Source organism: Leifsonia sp. YAF41, assembly GCF_052113185.1.
Lineage (GTDB): Bacteria > Actinomycetota > Actinomycetes > Actinomycetales > Microbacteriaceae > Cryobacterium.
Window position 1 is genome coordinate 1 of record NZ_JBFRCS010000020.1, and the last position, 14,368, is coordinate 14,368.

General features: G+C 64.6%; 13 protein-coding genes, 1 tRNA gene and 1 pseudogene. 8 read left to right on the plus strand and 7 right to left on the minus strand.

Annotated elements, in window-relative coordinates; translation table 11 throughout:
• Positions 1–679: 679 nt before the first annotated feature.
• Positions 680–3,253, plus strand: coding sequence for an ATP-dependent Clp protease ATP-binding subunit (locus AB4Y63_RS18715; protein WP_441792578.1), 2,574 nt, complete (start codon positions 680–682; stop codon positions 3,251–3,253).
• 138 nt (positions 3,254–3,391) lie between these two features.
• Here the strand turns inward: AB4Y63_RS18715 and AB4Y63_RS18720 are convergent, their stop codons facing one another.
• A complete protein-coding gene (locus tag AB4Y63_RS18720) occupies positions 3,392–4,210 on the minus strand; it encodes an inositol monophosphatase family protein (RefSeq protein ID WP_441792579.1) in 819 nt (272 codons plus the stop codon).
• A gap of 121 nt (positions 4,211–4,331) precedes the next feature.
• On the opposite strand from AB4Y63_RS18720, the gene AB4Y63_RS18725 reads away from it, so the two are divergent.
• From AB4Y63_RS18725 to AB4Y63_RS18755, 7 genes and pseudogenes are all read left to right on the plus strand, one after another.
• Positions 4,332–4,407, plus strand: a tRNA-Lys gene (locus AB4Y63_RS18725).
• Positions 4,408–4,455: 48 nt separating this feature from the next.
• A complete protein-coding gene (locus tag AB4Y63_RS18730) occupies positions 4,456–4,779 on the plus strand; it encodes a DUF1206 domain-containing protein (RefSeq protein WP_441792580.1) in 324 nt (107 codons plus the stop codon).
• Positions 4,780–4,868: 89 nt separating this feature from the next.
• Entirely contained in the window at positions 4,869–6,329 is a 1,461-nt protein-coding gene (locus AB4Y63_RS18735) for an NAD-dependent epimerase/dehydratase family protein (RefSeq protein ID WP_441792581.1), read from the plus strand.
• Between the two features lie 49 nt (positions 6,330–6,378).
• Positions 6,379–6,684 (plus strand): hypothetical protein, encoded by a 306-nt coding sequence (locus AB4Y63_RS18740; RefSeq protein ID WP_441792582.1) that lies wholly within the window; start codon positions 6,379–6,381, stop codon positions 6,682–6,684.
• Positions 6,685–6,950: 266 nt separating this feature from the next.
• Complete coding sequence (locus AB4Y63_RS18745) at positions 6,951–8,318, plus strand: quaternary amine ABC transporter ATP-binding protein (protein WP_441792583.1); 1,368 nt, start codon at positions 6,951–6,953, stop codon at positions 8,316–8,318.
• A pseudogene (locus AB4Y63_RS18750) lies at positions 8,315–9,133 on the plus strand (ABC transporter permease); the annotation flags it as partial. The gene AB4Y63_RS18745 and the pseudogene AB4Y63_RS18750, both read left to right, overlap by 4 nt.
• Complete coding sequence (locus tag AB4Y63_RS18755; RefSeq protein WP_441792614.1) at positions 9,125–10,111, plus strand: glycine betaine ABC transporter substrate-binding protein; 987 nt, start codon at positions 9,125–9,127, stop codon at positions 10,109–10,111. The pseudogene AB4Y63_RS18750 and the gene AB4Y63_RS18755, both read left to right, overlap by 9 nt.
• A gap of 145 nt (positions 10,112–10,256) precedes the next feature.
• Here AB4Y63_RS18755 and AB4Y63_RS18760 read toward each other — a convergent pair whose 3' ends face one another.
• The 6 genes from AB4Y63_RS18760 to AB4Y63_RS18785 form a co-directional block, all read right to left on the minus strand.
• Positions 10,257–10,481: a hypothetical protein gene (locus AB4Y63_RS18760; RefSeq protein WP_441792584.1), complete on the minus strand. Its 225-nt coding sequence runs from the start codon at positions 10,479–10,481 to the stop codon at positions 10,257–10,259.
• Between the two features lie 104 nt (positions 10,482–10,585).
• Positions 10,586–10,957: a VOC family protein gene (locus AB4Y63_RS18765; protein ID WP_441792585.1), complete on the minus strand. Its 372-nt coding sequence runs from the start codon at positions 10,955–10,957 to the stop codon at positions 10,586–10,588.
• A 183-nt stretch (positions 10,958–11,140) separates the two neighbouring features.
• Complete coding sequence (locus AB4Y63_RS18770; RefSeq protein ID WP_441792586.1) at positions 11,141–12,145, minus strand: FKBP-type peptidyl-prolyl cis-trans isomerase; 1,005 nt, start codon at positions 12,143–12,145, stop codon at positions 11,141–11,143.
• A gap of 161 nt (positions 12,146–12,306) precedes the next feature.
• Positions 12,307–12,900 (minus strand): energy-coupling factor transporter transmembrane component T family protein, encoded by a 594-nt coding sequence (locus AB4Y63_RS18775; protein WP_441792587.1) that lies wholly within the window; start codon positions 12,898–12,900, stop codon positions 12,307–12,309.
• A gap of 10 nt (positions 12,901–12,910) precedes the next feature.
• Entirely contained in the window at positions 12,911–13,591 is a 681-nt protein-coding gene (locus tag AB4Y63_RS18780; RefSeq protein ID WP_441792588.1) for an energy-coupling factor ABC transporter ATP-binding protein, read from the minus strand.
• A 3-nt stretch (positions 13,592–13,594) separates the two neighbouring features.
• Complete coding sequence (locus tag AB4Y63_RS18785) at positions 13,595–14,299, minus strand: biotin transporter BioY (RefSeq protein ID WP_441792589.1); 705 nt, start codon at positions 14,297–14,299, stop codon at positions 13,595–13,597.
• Between the last annotated feature and the right edge of the window lie 69 nt (positions 14,300–14,368).

Here is a 14,368-nt window from a genome sequence, read left to right on the forward strand (position 1 = left end):
GCCCAGCGCTGCCGCAGGGTCGACTCGGTGACCGGGAGCGTGGTCAGGTTCTCACTGAGCTGCCGCGCCCGGTCGATGGCGACGGCGGTCTCGGCGGCCAGCACGGCCTGCCTGCGGTGCAATTCGGCGACGAGATCGACCTGTTCGCCGAGACGATCCAACAGCGGGTTCATACCTGAAGTCTTCCAGGCACCACCGACATCGCACTGACACGAAAGGCCTGTTGACCAGGGGTTGTGGACAACTCTGCGGACCGGCGCCTGTGGAGGGCGGGTCGGCGAGAGGGCCGAGTCTGAAGGCTGGGTCACGGGGTCTCGACAGGCTCGACCACCGTCACGGCACGTGCTTGAAAGGGCCGCGCGGTCGTGATGTCGGCGTGGGAAATCCCGCTGGGCGTGGGGAATGGCGCACGCCGACCGGGATTCCCCACGCCCGGGTCGAGTCGCGGCGCCGAGGCTCCGCGCCGCCGAGGCTCCGCGCCGCTCCAAGGGCACTACCCGGACAACACGCCGCCACTCCTGATGTCGGTAGCGCGGAACTCGGCACGGTACGGGATCCCGATGGTTTCGCCAACCGCGAAATGATCGCGAAGCGACAGGGCCATCTGAACGGACCGGGAATGAAATGGGCACACCGACGTTAACTTGAGTCGAAGGCACTCAAGTTTCTAGGAGGACAGATGCCCACTTTCTTCGGCGCAGATGGTTCCGGCAGCGGTTCGTTCGACGAATTTCTTGCTCGCTACCTGAAGAGCCAGCGCGCGGCCCAGCCCGTGCGACCCATTGATCTCACCCGGATGCTCAGTCGCCGCACGCACGAAGTGCTCGCGCAAGCTGCCGAGTTCGCCGTCAGCCACGGCCATTCCCACGTTGACGCGCTGCACATTCTGCGCGTGATGCTGACGCTTCCGGCCGCGACCGCAGCGCTCACCAACGCAGGACTCGACCCCGAAGCGATCGTGAAGGCTGTCGAACAGCGGCTTCCGGAATCCTCGGAGGAGCGCGCCACGACACCGCCGGCCTTCACGCCGTCGGCTCAGCGCGCTCTGCTTGACGCCCACCAGGTGGCACGCTCGTTCGGCTCGACCTACGTCGACCCCGAGCACCTCTTCTTCGCCTTCATGGTGAATCAGGATGCCCCCACCGGCCAGATACTCGCCGCCGCCGGTGTCACCCCGGCTGCGTTGCAGGCCGGGGCGGAAAGCGCGGCGCAGGCAGCCGCGACCGCGGCGGCGAACCCGGGCCAGGCATCCGCTGATTCTGACACCCCGATGCTGGACCTCTACGGAACCGACCTGACCGAGAGTGCCCGAGCGGGCCGGCTCGACCCCGTGATCGGGCGTGCCGAGGAGATCGATCAGACGGTCGAGATCTTGTCGCGGCGCACCAAGAACAACCCGGTTCTGATCGGTGAGCCCGGCGTCGGAAAGACGGCGATTGTCGACGGCCTCGCGCAGGCGATCGTCGACGGTCACGTGCCCGAGCAGCTGCGAGGCAAGCGTGTGATCTCGCTCGATCTGGCCGCCATGCTCGCCGGAACCCGTTTCCGCGGCGACTTCGAAGAGCGGTTGACCAAGACGATGGATGAAATCAGTGCGCGCTCGAGCGAATTGATCATCTTCATCGACGAACTTCACTCCGTGGTCGGTGCCGGTGCGGCCGGTGACGGCGGCATGGACGCCGGAAACATTCTCAAGCCGCGCCTCGCGCGCGGCGAGCTGCACCTCGTCGGCGCGACCACACTCAAGGAGTACCGCAAGGTCGAGAAGGACCCCGCTCTCGAGCGCCGTTTCCAGCCGGTGACGGTGGGGGAGCCGAGCATCGAAGATGCCGTGCAGATTCTCGACGGATTGAAAGACCGCTACGAAGAGCACCACAACGTGACCTACACCGACGCGGCGATTCGCACCGCCGTCGAGATGTCGGCGCGGTACATCACCGACCGGTTCCTTCCCGATAAGGCGATCGACCTGATCGACCAGGCAGGTGCACGAATGCGCCTGAAACTGGGCTCTGTTGTCGACTTGAGTGCGTTGCGCGAGCAGATTGCCGCTCTCGAGGGGCAGAAGTCCGCCGCAGTCGACGCCGAGCAGTATGAGGAGGCGTCGCGTCTGCGCGACGAGATCGACGCCGTTGAGGCGCAGATCGCGTCGGCCACCACAGCACCGGGTGCGGAATCCACGTCGGCCACGTCGGCCGTCATCGACGAACCCGAAATCGCCGAGATCATCGCGCGAGCGACGGGCATCCCTGCCAGTCGTGTGACCGCTACCGACCGTGACCGGCTCGCGCGGCTAGAAGACGACCTGCACCAGCGTCTTGTTGGCCAGAATGACGCGGTGAACGTGATCGCCAAGGCCGTGAGGCGCAACCGCACCGGCATGGGTGACGCTGGTCGACCGGTCGGAAGCTTCCTGTTCCTCGGCCCGACCGGTGTCGGCAAGACCGAACTGGCGAAAGCTCTGGCCGAGTCGCTCTTCGGCGATGAGAAGGCCATGCTGCGCTTCGACATGAGCGAGTTCAGCGAACGGCACACCGCCAGCCGACTCGTCGGAGCCCCTCCCGGCTACGTCGGCTACGACGAGGCCGGACAGCTCACGGAGCGGGTGCGGCGCAATCCGTACTCCGTCATCCTGCTCGACGAGATCGAGAAGGCCCACCCCGACGTCTTCAACCTGCTGCTGCAGGTGCTCGACGACGGACGCCTGACCGACGGTCAGGGGCGCACGGTCGACTTCCGCAACACGGTGATCATCATGACCTCGAACCTCGGCTCGGAGTTTCTGGCCAGCCGCAGCGGAGCGTTGGGCTTCATCGCTGAAACGGATGGCGCCGGTAACGGGTTCGGGTCGGAGAAGGCTCTCCGCGACCGGGTGATGGGCAAACTGCGTGAGGCGATGCGACCGGAGTTCCTCAACCGTATCGATGAGATCGTGCTCTTCCAGAAGCTGGACCAGGTGGAGCTCCGCCAGATCGTGCGACTGCTACTGAACCAGACCGAGCGTCGACTGCACGCGCAGGACATGACCCTCGTCATCAGCGAGGATGCGATCGACTGGATCGTCCAGCGTGGCTACGAGCCTGAGTATGGGGCTCGGCCGCTGCGCCGCGTCATTCAGCGGGAGGTCGATGACCGTATCGCAGACCTGCTGGTGGCGTCGTCGGTGCTGCCCGGTGGGGTGGTCTCGGTGTCGGTCGACGGCGACGCGCTCGTCGTCGGCCCGGCTCAAGCCGAAGTGCCGATGGCCGCCTAGCAGCGGCGACTGCGCGCTGGCGCGGAGCACTGTGGCGTGGGGAATCCCGGTGGGCGTGCGCGATGGTGCACGCCCACCGGGATTTCGCACGCCCAAGTGTCGGGCGCCAGTGAGACCCGGCGGGTCGGCCCGCGCGAGCTAGTGTGTCGTCGCAGTGCCGAGCGCGGCGAGAGTTGCGTCGTGGAGCAAGCCGTTGGTGGCCAGCGCGCTGCCGTGCCACGGGCCATCCTGGCCATCGACCGACGTGAAACGTCCGCCGGCCTCCTGGATGATCGGCACGAGCGCAGCCATGTCGTACGGTTTGAGGTCGAACTCACCGGCTATGTCGAGCAGGCCCTCGGCGAGCATCATGTACGACCACATCTCGCCGTAGGCGCGTGTGCGCCAGACCTGGCGGGAGAGGGCGATGAGCGGTTCCAAGTGACCGGCGACATCCCACTGCTGGATGCTGTTGTAGCTGAGCGAGGCGTCGGCGAGATCGGAGACGGCCGACACCTGCAGGCGTACGGGAGCGGCATCCGGTGTGCGCTCGTCGGTCATCCACGCGCCACCGCCGGTCGTCGCCCACCAGCGCTTGCCGAGAGCCGGCGCGCTGACGACGCCGACCACGGGCACGCCGTCGACGGCGAGTGAGATCAGTGAGGCCCAGATCGGCACACCGCGCAAGAAGTTGGCTGTGCCGTCGATCGGGTCGATGATCCACTGGCGCTGCGTCGAGCCCTCTGCGCCATATTCCTCACCGAGAATGCCATCCTCGGGGCGCGCTTCGGCGAGGCCTTCACGGATGGCCCGCTCGACGGCCTGGTCGGCATCCGTCACCGGCGTGCGGTCGGGCTTGGTCGTGACGACCAAATCCATCGCGGTGAAGCGCGAACGCGAGATCGCATCTGCTGCATCCGCCAGCTTCAGTGCAAGCGCGAGGTCGTCGGACAGGGAGAAATTGGTGGGTTCAGTCACACCCACCACGATAGTGATTCAGGCGTGACGCGCCCGGCATTTCGCCGATTTGGTATCTGACGTATGCCTGATGTTATTGTTGATCTCGGTTCGGACAGCGCAAGCTGAAAGAAACCAACACGCACCTCTAGCTCAATTGGCAGAGCAACTGACTCTTAATCAGTGGGTTCCCGGTTCAAGTCCGGGGGGGTGCACCACAAACCCCCGGCAGATGCAAATCTGGCCGGGGGTTCTTTCGTTTCCGGGTGTCTTTCCCGAACTCTCACTCAAGCACGGGGTTGCTGCCGGCCCCGTGTCGACGACGCGGCCCGGGAGTCATCGGCACGATCATCACGACCGTGGGGATGCTGGGCTACATCGCCAAGGGGGTCGCCCTCGGCATGGTCGGAATACTCTTTGTCGCCGCGGCGGTGACCTTCGATCCCAGCAAGGCCACCGGGCTTGACGGGGCACTGAAATCACTCGTCGCGTTGCCGTACGGCGCCGTGATTCTGACGCTCGTCGGTATCGGGCTTATTGCCTATGGGGCCTATTGCTGTGCGCGGGCGCGCTTCGCTCGATTGTCCTGAATTCGAGCGCGCCAGAATGGTGGAATTAGAAACCGAATGCCGTAAGCTTTTCGCAGTTTCGAACTCTCCCTCGCAACGAACGGAAAGCAATGACGATCTCCGAGCCACAGTCACGCACGACCGTGTTTCTCACCGGCGCCACGGGCAACTGGGGCCGCGCCACGCTGCGAGAGTTCCGGTCCCGGGCCGACCGCATTGACGTCGTTGCTCTTGTACTGCCGACCGAGCGGGACCGCGAAGCCCTCGTCGAGTTCGCGGACATGCAGAACCTGGAGGTCGTGTTCGGCGACCTCACCGACTACGCCGCCGTCGAGTCGTGCGTGCGACGCGCTGACATTGTGCTCCACGTCGGCGCTATCGTGTCGCCGCTGGCGGACGAGAACCCGGTGCTCGCGCACAAAGTGAATATCGGCAGCATGGAGAACATCATCCGCGCTGTCGCCGCGCAGCCTGACCCGAGCCGCATCGGCGTGGTCGGCATCGGCTCCGTCGCTGAAACCGGCGATCGCAACCCTCCGCACCACTGGGGGCGTATCGGAGATCCCATCCGCGTCTCGCAATTCGACGAATACGGCCAGAGCAAAGTCATCGCCGAGAAGCTGCTTGTCGACTCCGGACTGCCCAAGTGGGCCTGGTTGCGTCAGACCGGCATCTTCCACCCGGGCCTCTTCGAAATGCACGACCCGATCATGACCCACACCCCCTTCGCCGGGGTTCTGGAGTGGGTGTCGGCCGAAGATGCCGCCCGCCTGCTCGCTCATCTCTGCGACCCGCAGGTGCCCGCGGAGTTCTGGGGCGGCATCTACAACATCGGCGGCGGCGAGGGATGGCGCATCACCAATTGGGAGCTTCAGACCAGAATCAGCGCCGCAGTCGGCGTGAAGGATGTGCGGGGCTGGTACGACCGCAACTGGTTTGCGCTCAAGAATTTCCACGGTCAGTGGTACACCGACAGTGATCGACTGGAGCAACTCGTGCCGTTCCGACGCGACACCATCGATGCGGCGCTTGCGCGCGCCGTCGAGGCGCTCCCGAAATCGGCACGCTCTGCGGGCCGCGTGCCCGCATGGATCGTGCGGAACTTCGTGATGAAGCCGGTCACCCGCAAGCCGCGCGGAACGATGGCGGCCATTCGATCGGGAAACACGACCGAGATCAACGCTCACTTCGGCTCGAAAGAGAAATGGGAGGCGATCGGGGGCTGGTCGACCTTCGAAGTTCCCCGGCCCAGCCGCATCCCCACCCAGCTCAACCACGGTTATGACGAATCGAAAGACCCGTCAGAGTGGTCAACAGCCGACTACGTGGATGCTGCATCCTTCCGAGGCGGGCGTCTCATCACCGACGACGTGGTCGTCGGCGATGTCGCCACACCGTTGACCTGGGAGTGCGCGTTTGGGCATGAGTTCACCGGCAGCCCCCGGCTGATTCTCACCGGCGGACACTGGTGCCCCGAGTGCGTAAAGACTCCGGCGGACTACCCGCTGCAAGCCGTGCACAACCCGTTTCTCGCCCAACTCGAACAGGTTCCCACGCGCCAAGCCGTCTGAGGCAGGCAGGCCGGGCTCTGAGCTCGCCTGGCCGCCATAGGCTGTGGAGGTGAACCCATCGACACCCTTGCCGCGCAACCGATTCGAGCTCGTACTCGTCAAGCCCGCACTGGGCTGGTTCCCGAAGCCCACCGTCGTGCTCAATGGACGCGGTCAGCCCGCGCAGTGGGGGAGTGGCACCTGGCAGATTGGCGGCGGGGGGTCGGCAACGATCCAGGTCTTTCTCTTCAACCGGTTGTGGAAGTACGGCGTAGCAGACTTCACGATCGGTGCTGAGCCGCCGGCAGCGCTCGTCTACTCGGCGCCCTGGCTGCCTTTTCTCCCGGGAAAACTGCGCGGTCGAGCTGCGGGCTAGGGCGCTCACTTTCACGCACAATCTGCTGCGCCGACCCACTCACAGTCTTTGCAAAATTACGGTCTGCTAGGCTGAATCTCGGTCTACTGACCCTCACCCAGGACGCGACCACGCTGATTCATTGATGTTTCGGGCGTGTGCGTAAGGTGAGGCCCTGACGGAAGCGATCCCATGATCGCCCCAGCCGGCGCCGATTAAGGTGCTGCAGTCATGGCCTACCCGTCTGCAAGTTACGAGCGCATGCCGCCTCGGTTCTTAGCAGAATTATGCGCGCATGCGCCGGAGAATCCGTGACTGAAACCATTGCCGTCAAGGCAGAACATTTGTACAAAGCGTTTGGCCGCCGGCCGAACGAGATCGTCAAAAAACTCGAAGCAGGCGCATCACGCGCCGACCTGGCAGCATTCGGTACCGCCGCTGTCATTGACGCTTCGTTCGAAGTGAAAACCGGCGAGATCTTCGTCGTGATGGGACTGTCGGGCTCCGGCAAGTCGACGCTCATCCGAATGCTGAACGGCCTCCATGAGGCGACCAGCGGCACTGTCACCGTCGGTGGCGTCCCGATCACCGGGGTTCCCGCTGCCCAGCTGCGCGACGTGCGCCGCACCAAAATCTCGATGGTCTTTCAGCACTTCGCCCTGCTGCCGCACCGCACGGTGATCGACAACGTGGCGTACGGACTTGAAGTGCAGGGTGTGCCGCGCGCCGAACGGTTGGAGCGCGCCCGCACCATCATTCGCCTCGTCGGTCTCGACGGCTGGGCAGACAGCTTGCCGTCAGAGCTCTCGGGCGGGATGCAGCAGCGTGTGGGTCTCGGACGGGCCTTGGCCGCCGACACTGACGTGTTGTTGATGGACGAGGCGTTCTCAGCGCTTGACCCGCTCATCCGCCGCGAAATGCAAGAGCAGCTCCGTGAGCTGCAAGCTGAACTCGGCAAGACGATCATCTTCATCACCCACGACCTCAACGAGGCCATGTTCCTCGGCGACCGCATTGCCGTGATGCGCGACGGTCGCATCGTGCAGATCGGTACCCCAGACGAAATTCTCACCGACCCGGCGAATGACTATGTCGCCCAGTTCGTTCAGGATGTCGACCGGGCTCGCGTTCTCACCGCATCCGGTGTCATGGAGCCGGCGAAGTCCGTCGTCTCGGCGTCCGCCGGCCCGCGTGCCGCGCTTCGCACCATGCGCGACCTGCAGACCTCTGCCGCGTTCGTGGTCGGCACCGGCCGCAAGCTCATCGGCGTTGTCCACGACAAGGACGTCATGCGCCAGGTGAAGGCCGGCGAGACCGACCTGGGCCGCATCGTACGCAACGATGTGGCGACCATCGAACCCGACGCCCACCTCAGCGACTTGTTCGAACTCTCCGTCGAGAGCCCCCTCCCGGTTGCTGTTGTCGATGATAAGCAGCGCCTGCTCGGTGTCATTCCCCGCGTCACGCTGCTTGCCGCGTTGGGGAACGTGCCGGCGAACACGGGTGAGCTCGAGATCGTCCAGCCTCCCGCCACGTATTCGATGGACGTGATCACCGAAACGCTGCGCGAGACGGCACCTGCCGCCGCTGCGGCTGCCGCGGAGGTAGCCGCCAACACCCCGGCGTTGGCCGGAACTGAAGGAGGTTCGCGATGAACGACATCCGTCTTCCCATCGGCACCTGGGCTGAGGCCTTTGTGCAATTCATCACCGACGTCTTTCAGCCGGTGTTCAACGTGATCAGCGCCATCTTCGGCGGCTTCTACGAGGGCGTCGATCTGCTCCTGCAGACCCCGCCGTTCTGGGTGCTCGTCGTGTTGATCGCCGCACTGGGAGTCTGGGCGCGAGGCTGGGTCTTCGGAGCCGGAACCGCCGTTGGACTCCTTCTGATCGCTGGGGTCGACCAGTGGGCAAACGCCATGGACACGCTGGCGCTGGTACTCGTTGCCGCGATCATCGCGATCATCATCAGCGTGCCGCTCGGTATCTTGGCTGCACGATCGAGCACGGCGTCGAAGATCTTGAAGCCCGCGCTCGACTTCATGCAGACCATGCCGGCGTTCGTCTACCTGATTCCCGCGCTGATCCTGTTCCGCGTCGGTGTCGTTCCCGGCATTGTGGCGACGATCATCTTCTCGCTGGCTCCCGGCGTTCGAATGACCGAGCTCGGCATCCGCGGCGTTGACAAGGAAGTTGTCGAGGCCGGTCACGCCTTCGGGGCCTCGCCCCGTCGCATCCTGCGCCAGATTCAGCTTCCCCTTGCGGCTCCGACCATCATGGCCGGCGTCAACCAGGTGATCATGCTGTCGCTCTCGATGGTCGTCATCGCCGGCATGGTCGGCGCTGGTGGTTTGGGTGGCCAGATCGTGCAGGCTCTGAGCCGAATCGACGTGGGCCTGGGCTTCGAAGCAGGTCTCTCTGTCGTGATCCTCGCCATCCTGCTCGACCGCCTCACCGCGTCTCTGGGAACGCCCAGCCCGAAGCGTCTCTTTGCTCGGTCCGCGGCGAAAGCACAGGCGAAGTCCGGTGCGCCGGCCAGTCGGCTGCGCAAGGGGCTCATCGCGACCGGCGCTGCGGTGGTTGTTGTCGCACTGGCCGTCACCGGAGTGACCGCTGCAAACTCGAGTTCCGACTCGGCCGGCCCCGGGAACGGCGACAAGAAAGACCTCAAGATCGCCGTCTTCAACGGCTGGCCGGAAGGCGAGGCTGCGTCCTATCTCTGGAAGAACATCCTGGAGGATCAGGGCTACAACGTCGACCTCGAATACGCGGATGCCGGCACGGCGTACATCGGCCTCAGCGCCGGAGATTACGACCTGGTCCTTGACTCCTGGCTGCCGACCACGCACCAGGCGTACATGGAGAAGTACGGCGACAAGCTTGTTGACCTGGGTTCGTGGAATGAAGATGCTGCCAACTTCATCGCCGTGAACGCGGATGCCCCGATCGATTCGCTTGAGGAGCTCGCGGCCAATGCCGACCTGTTCGACAATCGCATTGTGGGTATCGAGCCGGGCGCCGGTCTGACCGACGCCACCGAGCAGAACGCGATTCCGCAGTACGGACTCGGCGGTATGGACTTCGTCACATCGTCGACACCGGCGATGCTGTCTGAGCTGAAGGCCGCCATGGACTCCGGCGAGAACATCGCCGTCACGCTGTGGGCGCCGCACTGGGCCTACGACGAGTTCGACCTGAAGAACCTCGCAGACCCGAAGGGGGCGCTGGGTACGACCGAGTCGATTCACTCGATCGGCAGCCTGTCGTTTGAGAAGGACTTCCCGGTTCTCTCCGGTTGGATCAAGGACTTCAAGCTCGACTCCGACAAGCTGTACGGACTGGAGAACGTCATGTTCAACGGTGACGCAGCGGGAGCCGGTGACTACGATCCCATCGTGAAAAAGTGGATGGTCGAGAACAAGGATTATGTCGCTGAGCTGACGGACTAGGCCTCTCAGGCCCTGTCGGCGACAGGACGAAAGAACGGCGTTCGGGATTCGTATCCCGGACGCCGTTTTTACGTGCCCTGTCGATGAAACCGTGCCGTTTCACCGAAACAGTGAGCGGCACATTCCTGTCAGGGGTGCTTCGGTCTTAGCGCTGGCGCGTTTCGACCCACCGGTAGACGGCGCCGGCCACCGAGCGGGGCGCAGCGTCGAGAATCCAGAGTCCTTCGATCCGGCGTCCACGACTGTCGATCGGGTCGACGAGCAACGCCGGCAAGTCTCCGTGACGGTCGGGCGTGAGCTCGATCCGTGGCGCGAATCGCGGGATGTGCGGGCCGGTGAGCGATGCGGCGATCGAGCGCGTAGGTGTCATGATGCGTAGTTCGTCCTCCGATAGGGGCCTTTACGAGCACTATCGTCTGCCGTGCCAAAGCGGTTAGCTACGCCGGTAAGGTCCGCCTTGGTCGGGTACCGAGCTCAGGGGCGCGGCGGGAGCTCTTGCAGCGCCCAGGTGTTGCCATCGGGGTCAGAGAAGCCGACGAAACTTCCCCAGTCCAGCACCTGGACCTCGCTTGCCTCGACGCCGTTCGCCACCAGGTGCGCGCGGGCTTCTTCGGCATTCGGCACGACAATCTGAATACCGAGCTGGCTGCCCGGCTTCATCTCAGTGATGCCCGTGCCCAGCACGATCGAACAGGCCGAACCCGGCGGCGTCAACTGAACAAAACGCAGATTCTCATTCACTTGCACGTCAAAATCGTCGTGAAAGCCGACTTGGTCGACGTAGAACGCCTTGGCACGGTCGACATCGCTGACCGGCACGGCGACGAGCTCGATTTTCCAGTCCATGATTCGTTCTCCTCCCTCTGCAGTGATGAGCACGGCCAGTGCCGCATTCGCCCTGCATGCTACTCACGCTTGTGAGCGGCCAGAAGGGCAAGCTCCGGAAGCGGGCAGAAGAAAAGGCGGCCCGACATCGAACGAAATCGTTCGAGTGTCGGGCCGCCTGTTGTGCTGCTGAGGCCTCGAGGCCTACTTCGCGGCGGGAGTCGTGCCCAGGATGTCGACGACGAACACGAGCGTGTCAGTGCCGCCGATTCCGGCGTTCGGAACTCCGGCAGCGCCGTAGCCGTCACCCGGGGGAATCACGGCCATGACCTGCGAGCCGACGGTCTGACCGACGAGTGCCTTGCCGAAGCCGGGAATGACACCCGAGGTCGGGAACGAGGTGGCGCCCTCCGTCTTCCACGACGAGTCGAAGGTCTTGCCGCTGGCCCAGATCACTCCGGTGTACTCGACCGAGACGGTGTCGCCCTCGCCGACGACGGCTCCGTCACCCTTTTTGAGTGGGGCGATCTTCAGCTCGGCGGGGGGATCGGTCTTCGGGATGGTGATCGTGGGCGCGCCATCCTTGGCCAACTTGACCGTCGGCAGGCCGGCTTCCGGCTTCACATCGGCGCCATTCGCCTTCGCCAGTACGACAGGGGGAGCGGAGACCTTGTTGACGTCGATCACGAAGATCATTGAATCCTTCGCGCCGATGCCGAAGCCGCTCGAGCCCTCGGTGCCGAAGCCGTCGGCCGGAGGCATCACTGCGACGACGCGGTCACCGCTGACCGAGCAGTTCACCGCGGCAACCAGGCCGGCGATGTACTTCGTCTTGTCAACGCTGAGCTGGGTGGCCTTCGCGTCGGCACCGTACTCCGTCGTGTCGATGGTCTTGCCGGTCGTGGCGTTGTAGGCGGTGTACGAGACGTCGAGCACCGAACCGGTCTTGGCGACCTCTTTGCCCTTGCCTTCGACGACGACGGAACGCTCAGTCGACTTCGGCGACGCGAGCGGGGTCTTGAACGTCACCTTGGGGCTGGTGCCGAAGTCGCCGGTCACTTTGACCGAATCCGAGATCTTGCCCGGTGCGGTGCATTCTGCCGACGAGGCAGTTTTAGAATCGGCCGAGGGGTTCGACACGGTGCTGCTGCAGCCGGTCAGCGCCAGGGCGGCGCCGGCAATGACGAGGAGTACTGGAAGTTTGCGCACGAAAAATCTCTCTATAGGTCAACGTTACGGATGCAGACGTATCGATCAAGGATGCCGTCTCCGTCTATGCAGAACCTGAGTGCAGCCTGAGCGGACGCCCAGCATGGTCGACGTCATGCTCTCACACGACGGTGCGAACCTGACGGATGTCGATGGTCGGGTCAGTCGTCGAAGCCGCGAGCGATCAGCGCCTCACCGAGCGCGTCGGCGGCGTAGAGGGAACGCACGACAACCGGCACCGCGAGCGCCAACAGCGAGCCGCGGGTTCCTCTGGCCTTCCGCGCTTCGAGCACCTCCGTGACGATGTCGGCGAGGAGTGGGATGCAGCGGATGGTGAGCGCGACGAGCAGCCCAACCCGGTCGCCGTCGATCCATCGGTTGAACGGGCGCAGCATCCGCTCGAACGTCTCCAACACCGAGGAGACCGGCGTGGTGAGGGTGAAGAGTGCGGCGAGTGCCACGGCAATGAGAAGTCGCGCCGCCATGAGCCCGGCGACGAGCCACCCGGCGAGCAAGCCCTGAATGGGAACCACGATCACCAGCATCCAGAGAATGGGAGTGATCTGGCGGGCGGCCGCGCCGGCCGGCACCCGGGCGATGACGAAGAGCGCTGCGACGAGAAGGGCGGCTCCGCCGAGGAGCAGCGGATCCTGAATCGTGCTCACTACGATCGCGCCGACCGAGAGCAGAAGCAGCTTCAATCCGGTCGGTGCCCGGTGAATCACCGAGGTGCCCGGAGAGTAGAGGCCGATCATGCCAGGCCGCTCATGCAAGAAGCTCGCGGTAGGCGTCGAGGGCGACGGCAGGAGTTCCGTCGGCGGCGACCCGGCCGTCTTCGATCACGATGACGCGGTCGAAGTCGGCAAGGAGGTCGAGCTGATGGGTGACGACGATGAGCTGCTGAGGGAGCGATCGCAACAACTCGCCGATCTGACGGGTGTTGCGCGCATCCAACAGCGTCGTCGGCTCATCGGCGATGACCACATCGGGTTCGGCAACGAGCACGGCGGCCAGGGCCAAGAGCTGTTTCTGTCCGCCCGACAAACGATGCGCCGGATGCGAGGCGTGTGCGGCAAGGCCGAATCGCTCGAGTGTCAGGGCGGTGCGGGTCGCAATCTCATCCTTGGTCAGCCCGCGTCGGCGCAGTGTGAAAGCCACATCTTCCTCGACCGTCGGCATCACAATTTGATTGTCAGGATTCGTGAAAACGAACCCGACGCGGCGCCGTACCTCCCGGGCGTGACGGGAAACGTCGACGCCGTCGACGCTCACCCGTCCCTGCTGCGGCGTGATGAGACCATTGATCAGGCGCACCAAGGTGGACTTGCCCGAACCGTTGGCTCCGACGATGCCAATCCGGTGTTCGGCAAGCGTCAGGCTGACGTCCTGCAGCACGCGGCGCTCCCCGAACGCCTGGGAGATCCCGTCAAAGGCGATGAGTGCCATCGGTTAGCCAACGGCCGGCGCGGATGGCGCGTCGACGTCCGCGTGGACAGCAGGGGCATCCGTCAGAGCATCCGTCCCGCGACGACGCACCGGGATGAGCCCGGGGTAGGCCTTGTGCACTTGACGGGCCACGAGCACGGTGACCACGACCTTGAGAAGGTCGCCGGGAAGGAACTTGAGGCTGTCGGTGAGCGCCACCCAGATGGGGATGTTCAGGTTCCACGCCGTGACGGGAACGCCGATCAGGTAGACGGCGACGATTCCACCGAGCGCGGTGGCGCCGAGTGCCGGCCACAGCGGGTATTTCGGCAGCAGCCGCGCCGTGAGGTAACCGATGACTGCGGCGGCAAGAAGCCAGCCGTACAGGTAGCCGGCTGACGGCGAGGTCGTGAACCAGACCAGACCACCGCGACCACCCGAGAGCAGGGGAAGACCTGCGGCCGTCAGCACGAGCAACAGCAACACGGCGAGAAAGCCTTTTCGTGCGCCGAGCAGGGCGCCGGCCAGCATCACTCCGAGAGTCTGGAAGGTCAGCGGCACCGCGACGGCGCCCAGGCTGATCGCGCCCGGCAGGCCCAGCGCGGCAATCAGCGCAGCAAAGATCGCGATCTGTGCGAGATCGCGGGCGGTCAGGGTGCTCCGGCGTCGCGGAGTGCGGCCTTCACGAGGGGCGGGCGGTGTGGCTGTGGAGTCAAGCGAGGAGGGCATGTTCATCAATCTAGAATTCGCCGGAGTGCCGGTGGCGGCGAAGGTCTACAAAGAATCCTTCGAATCTCT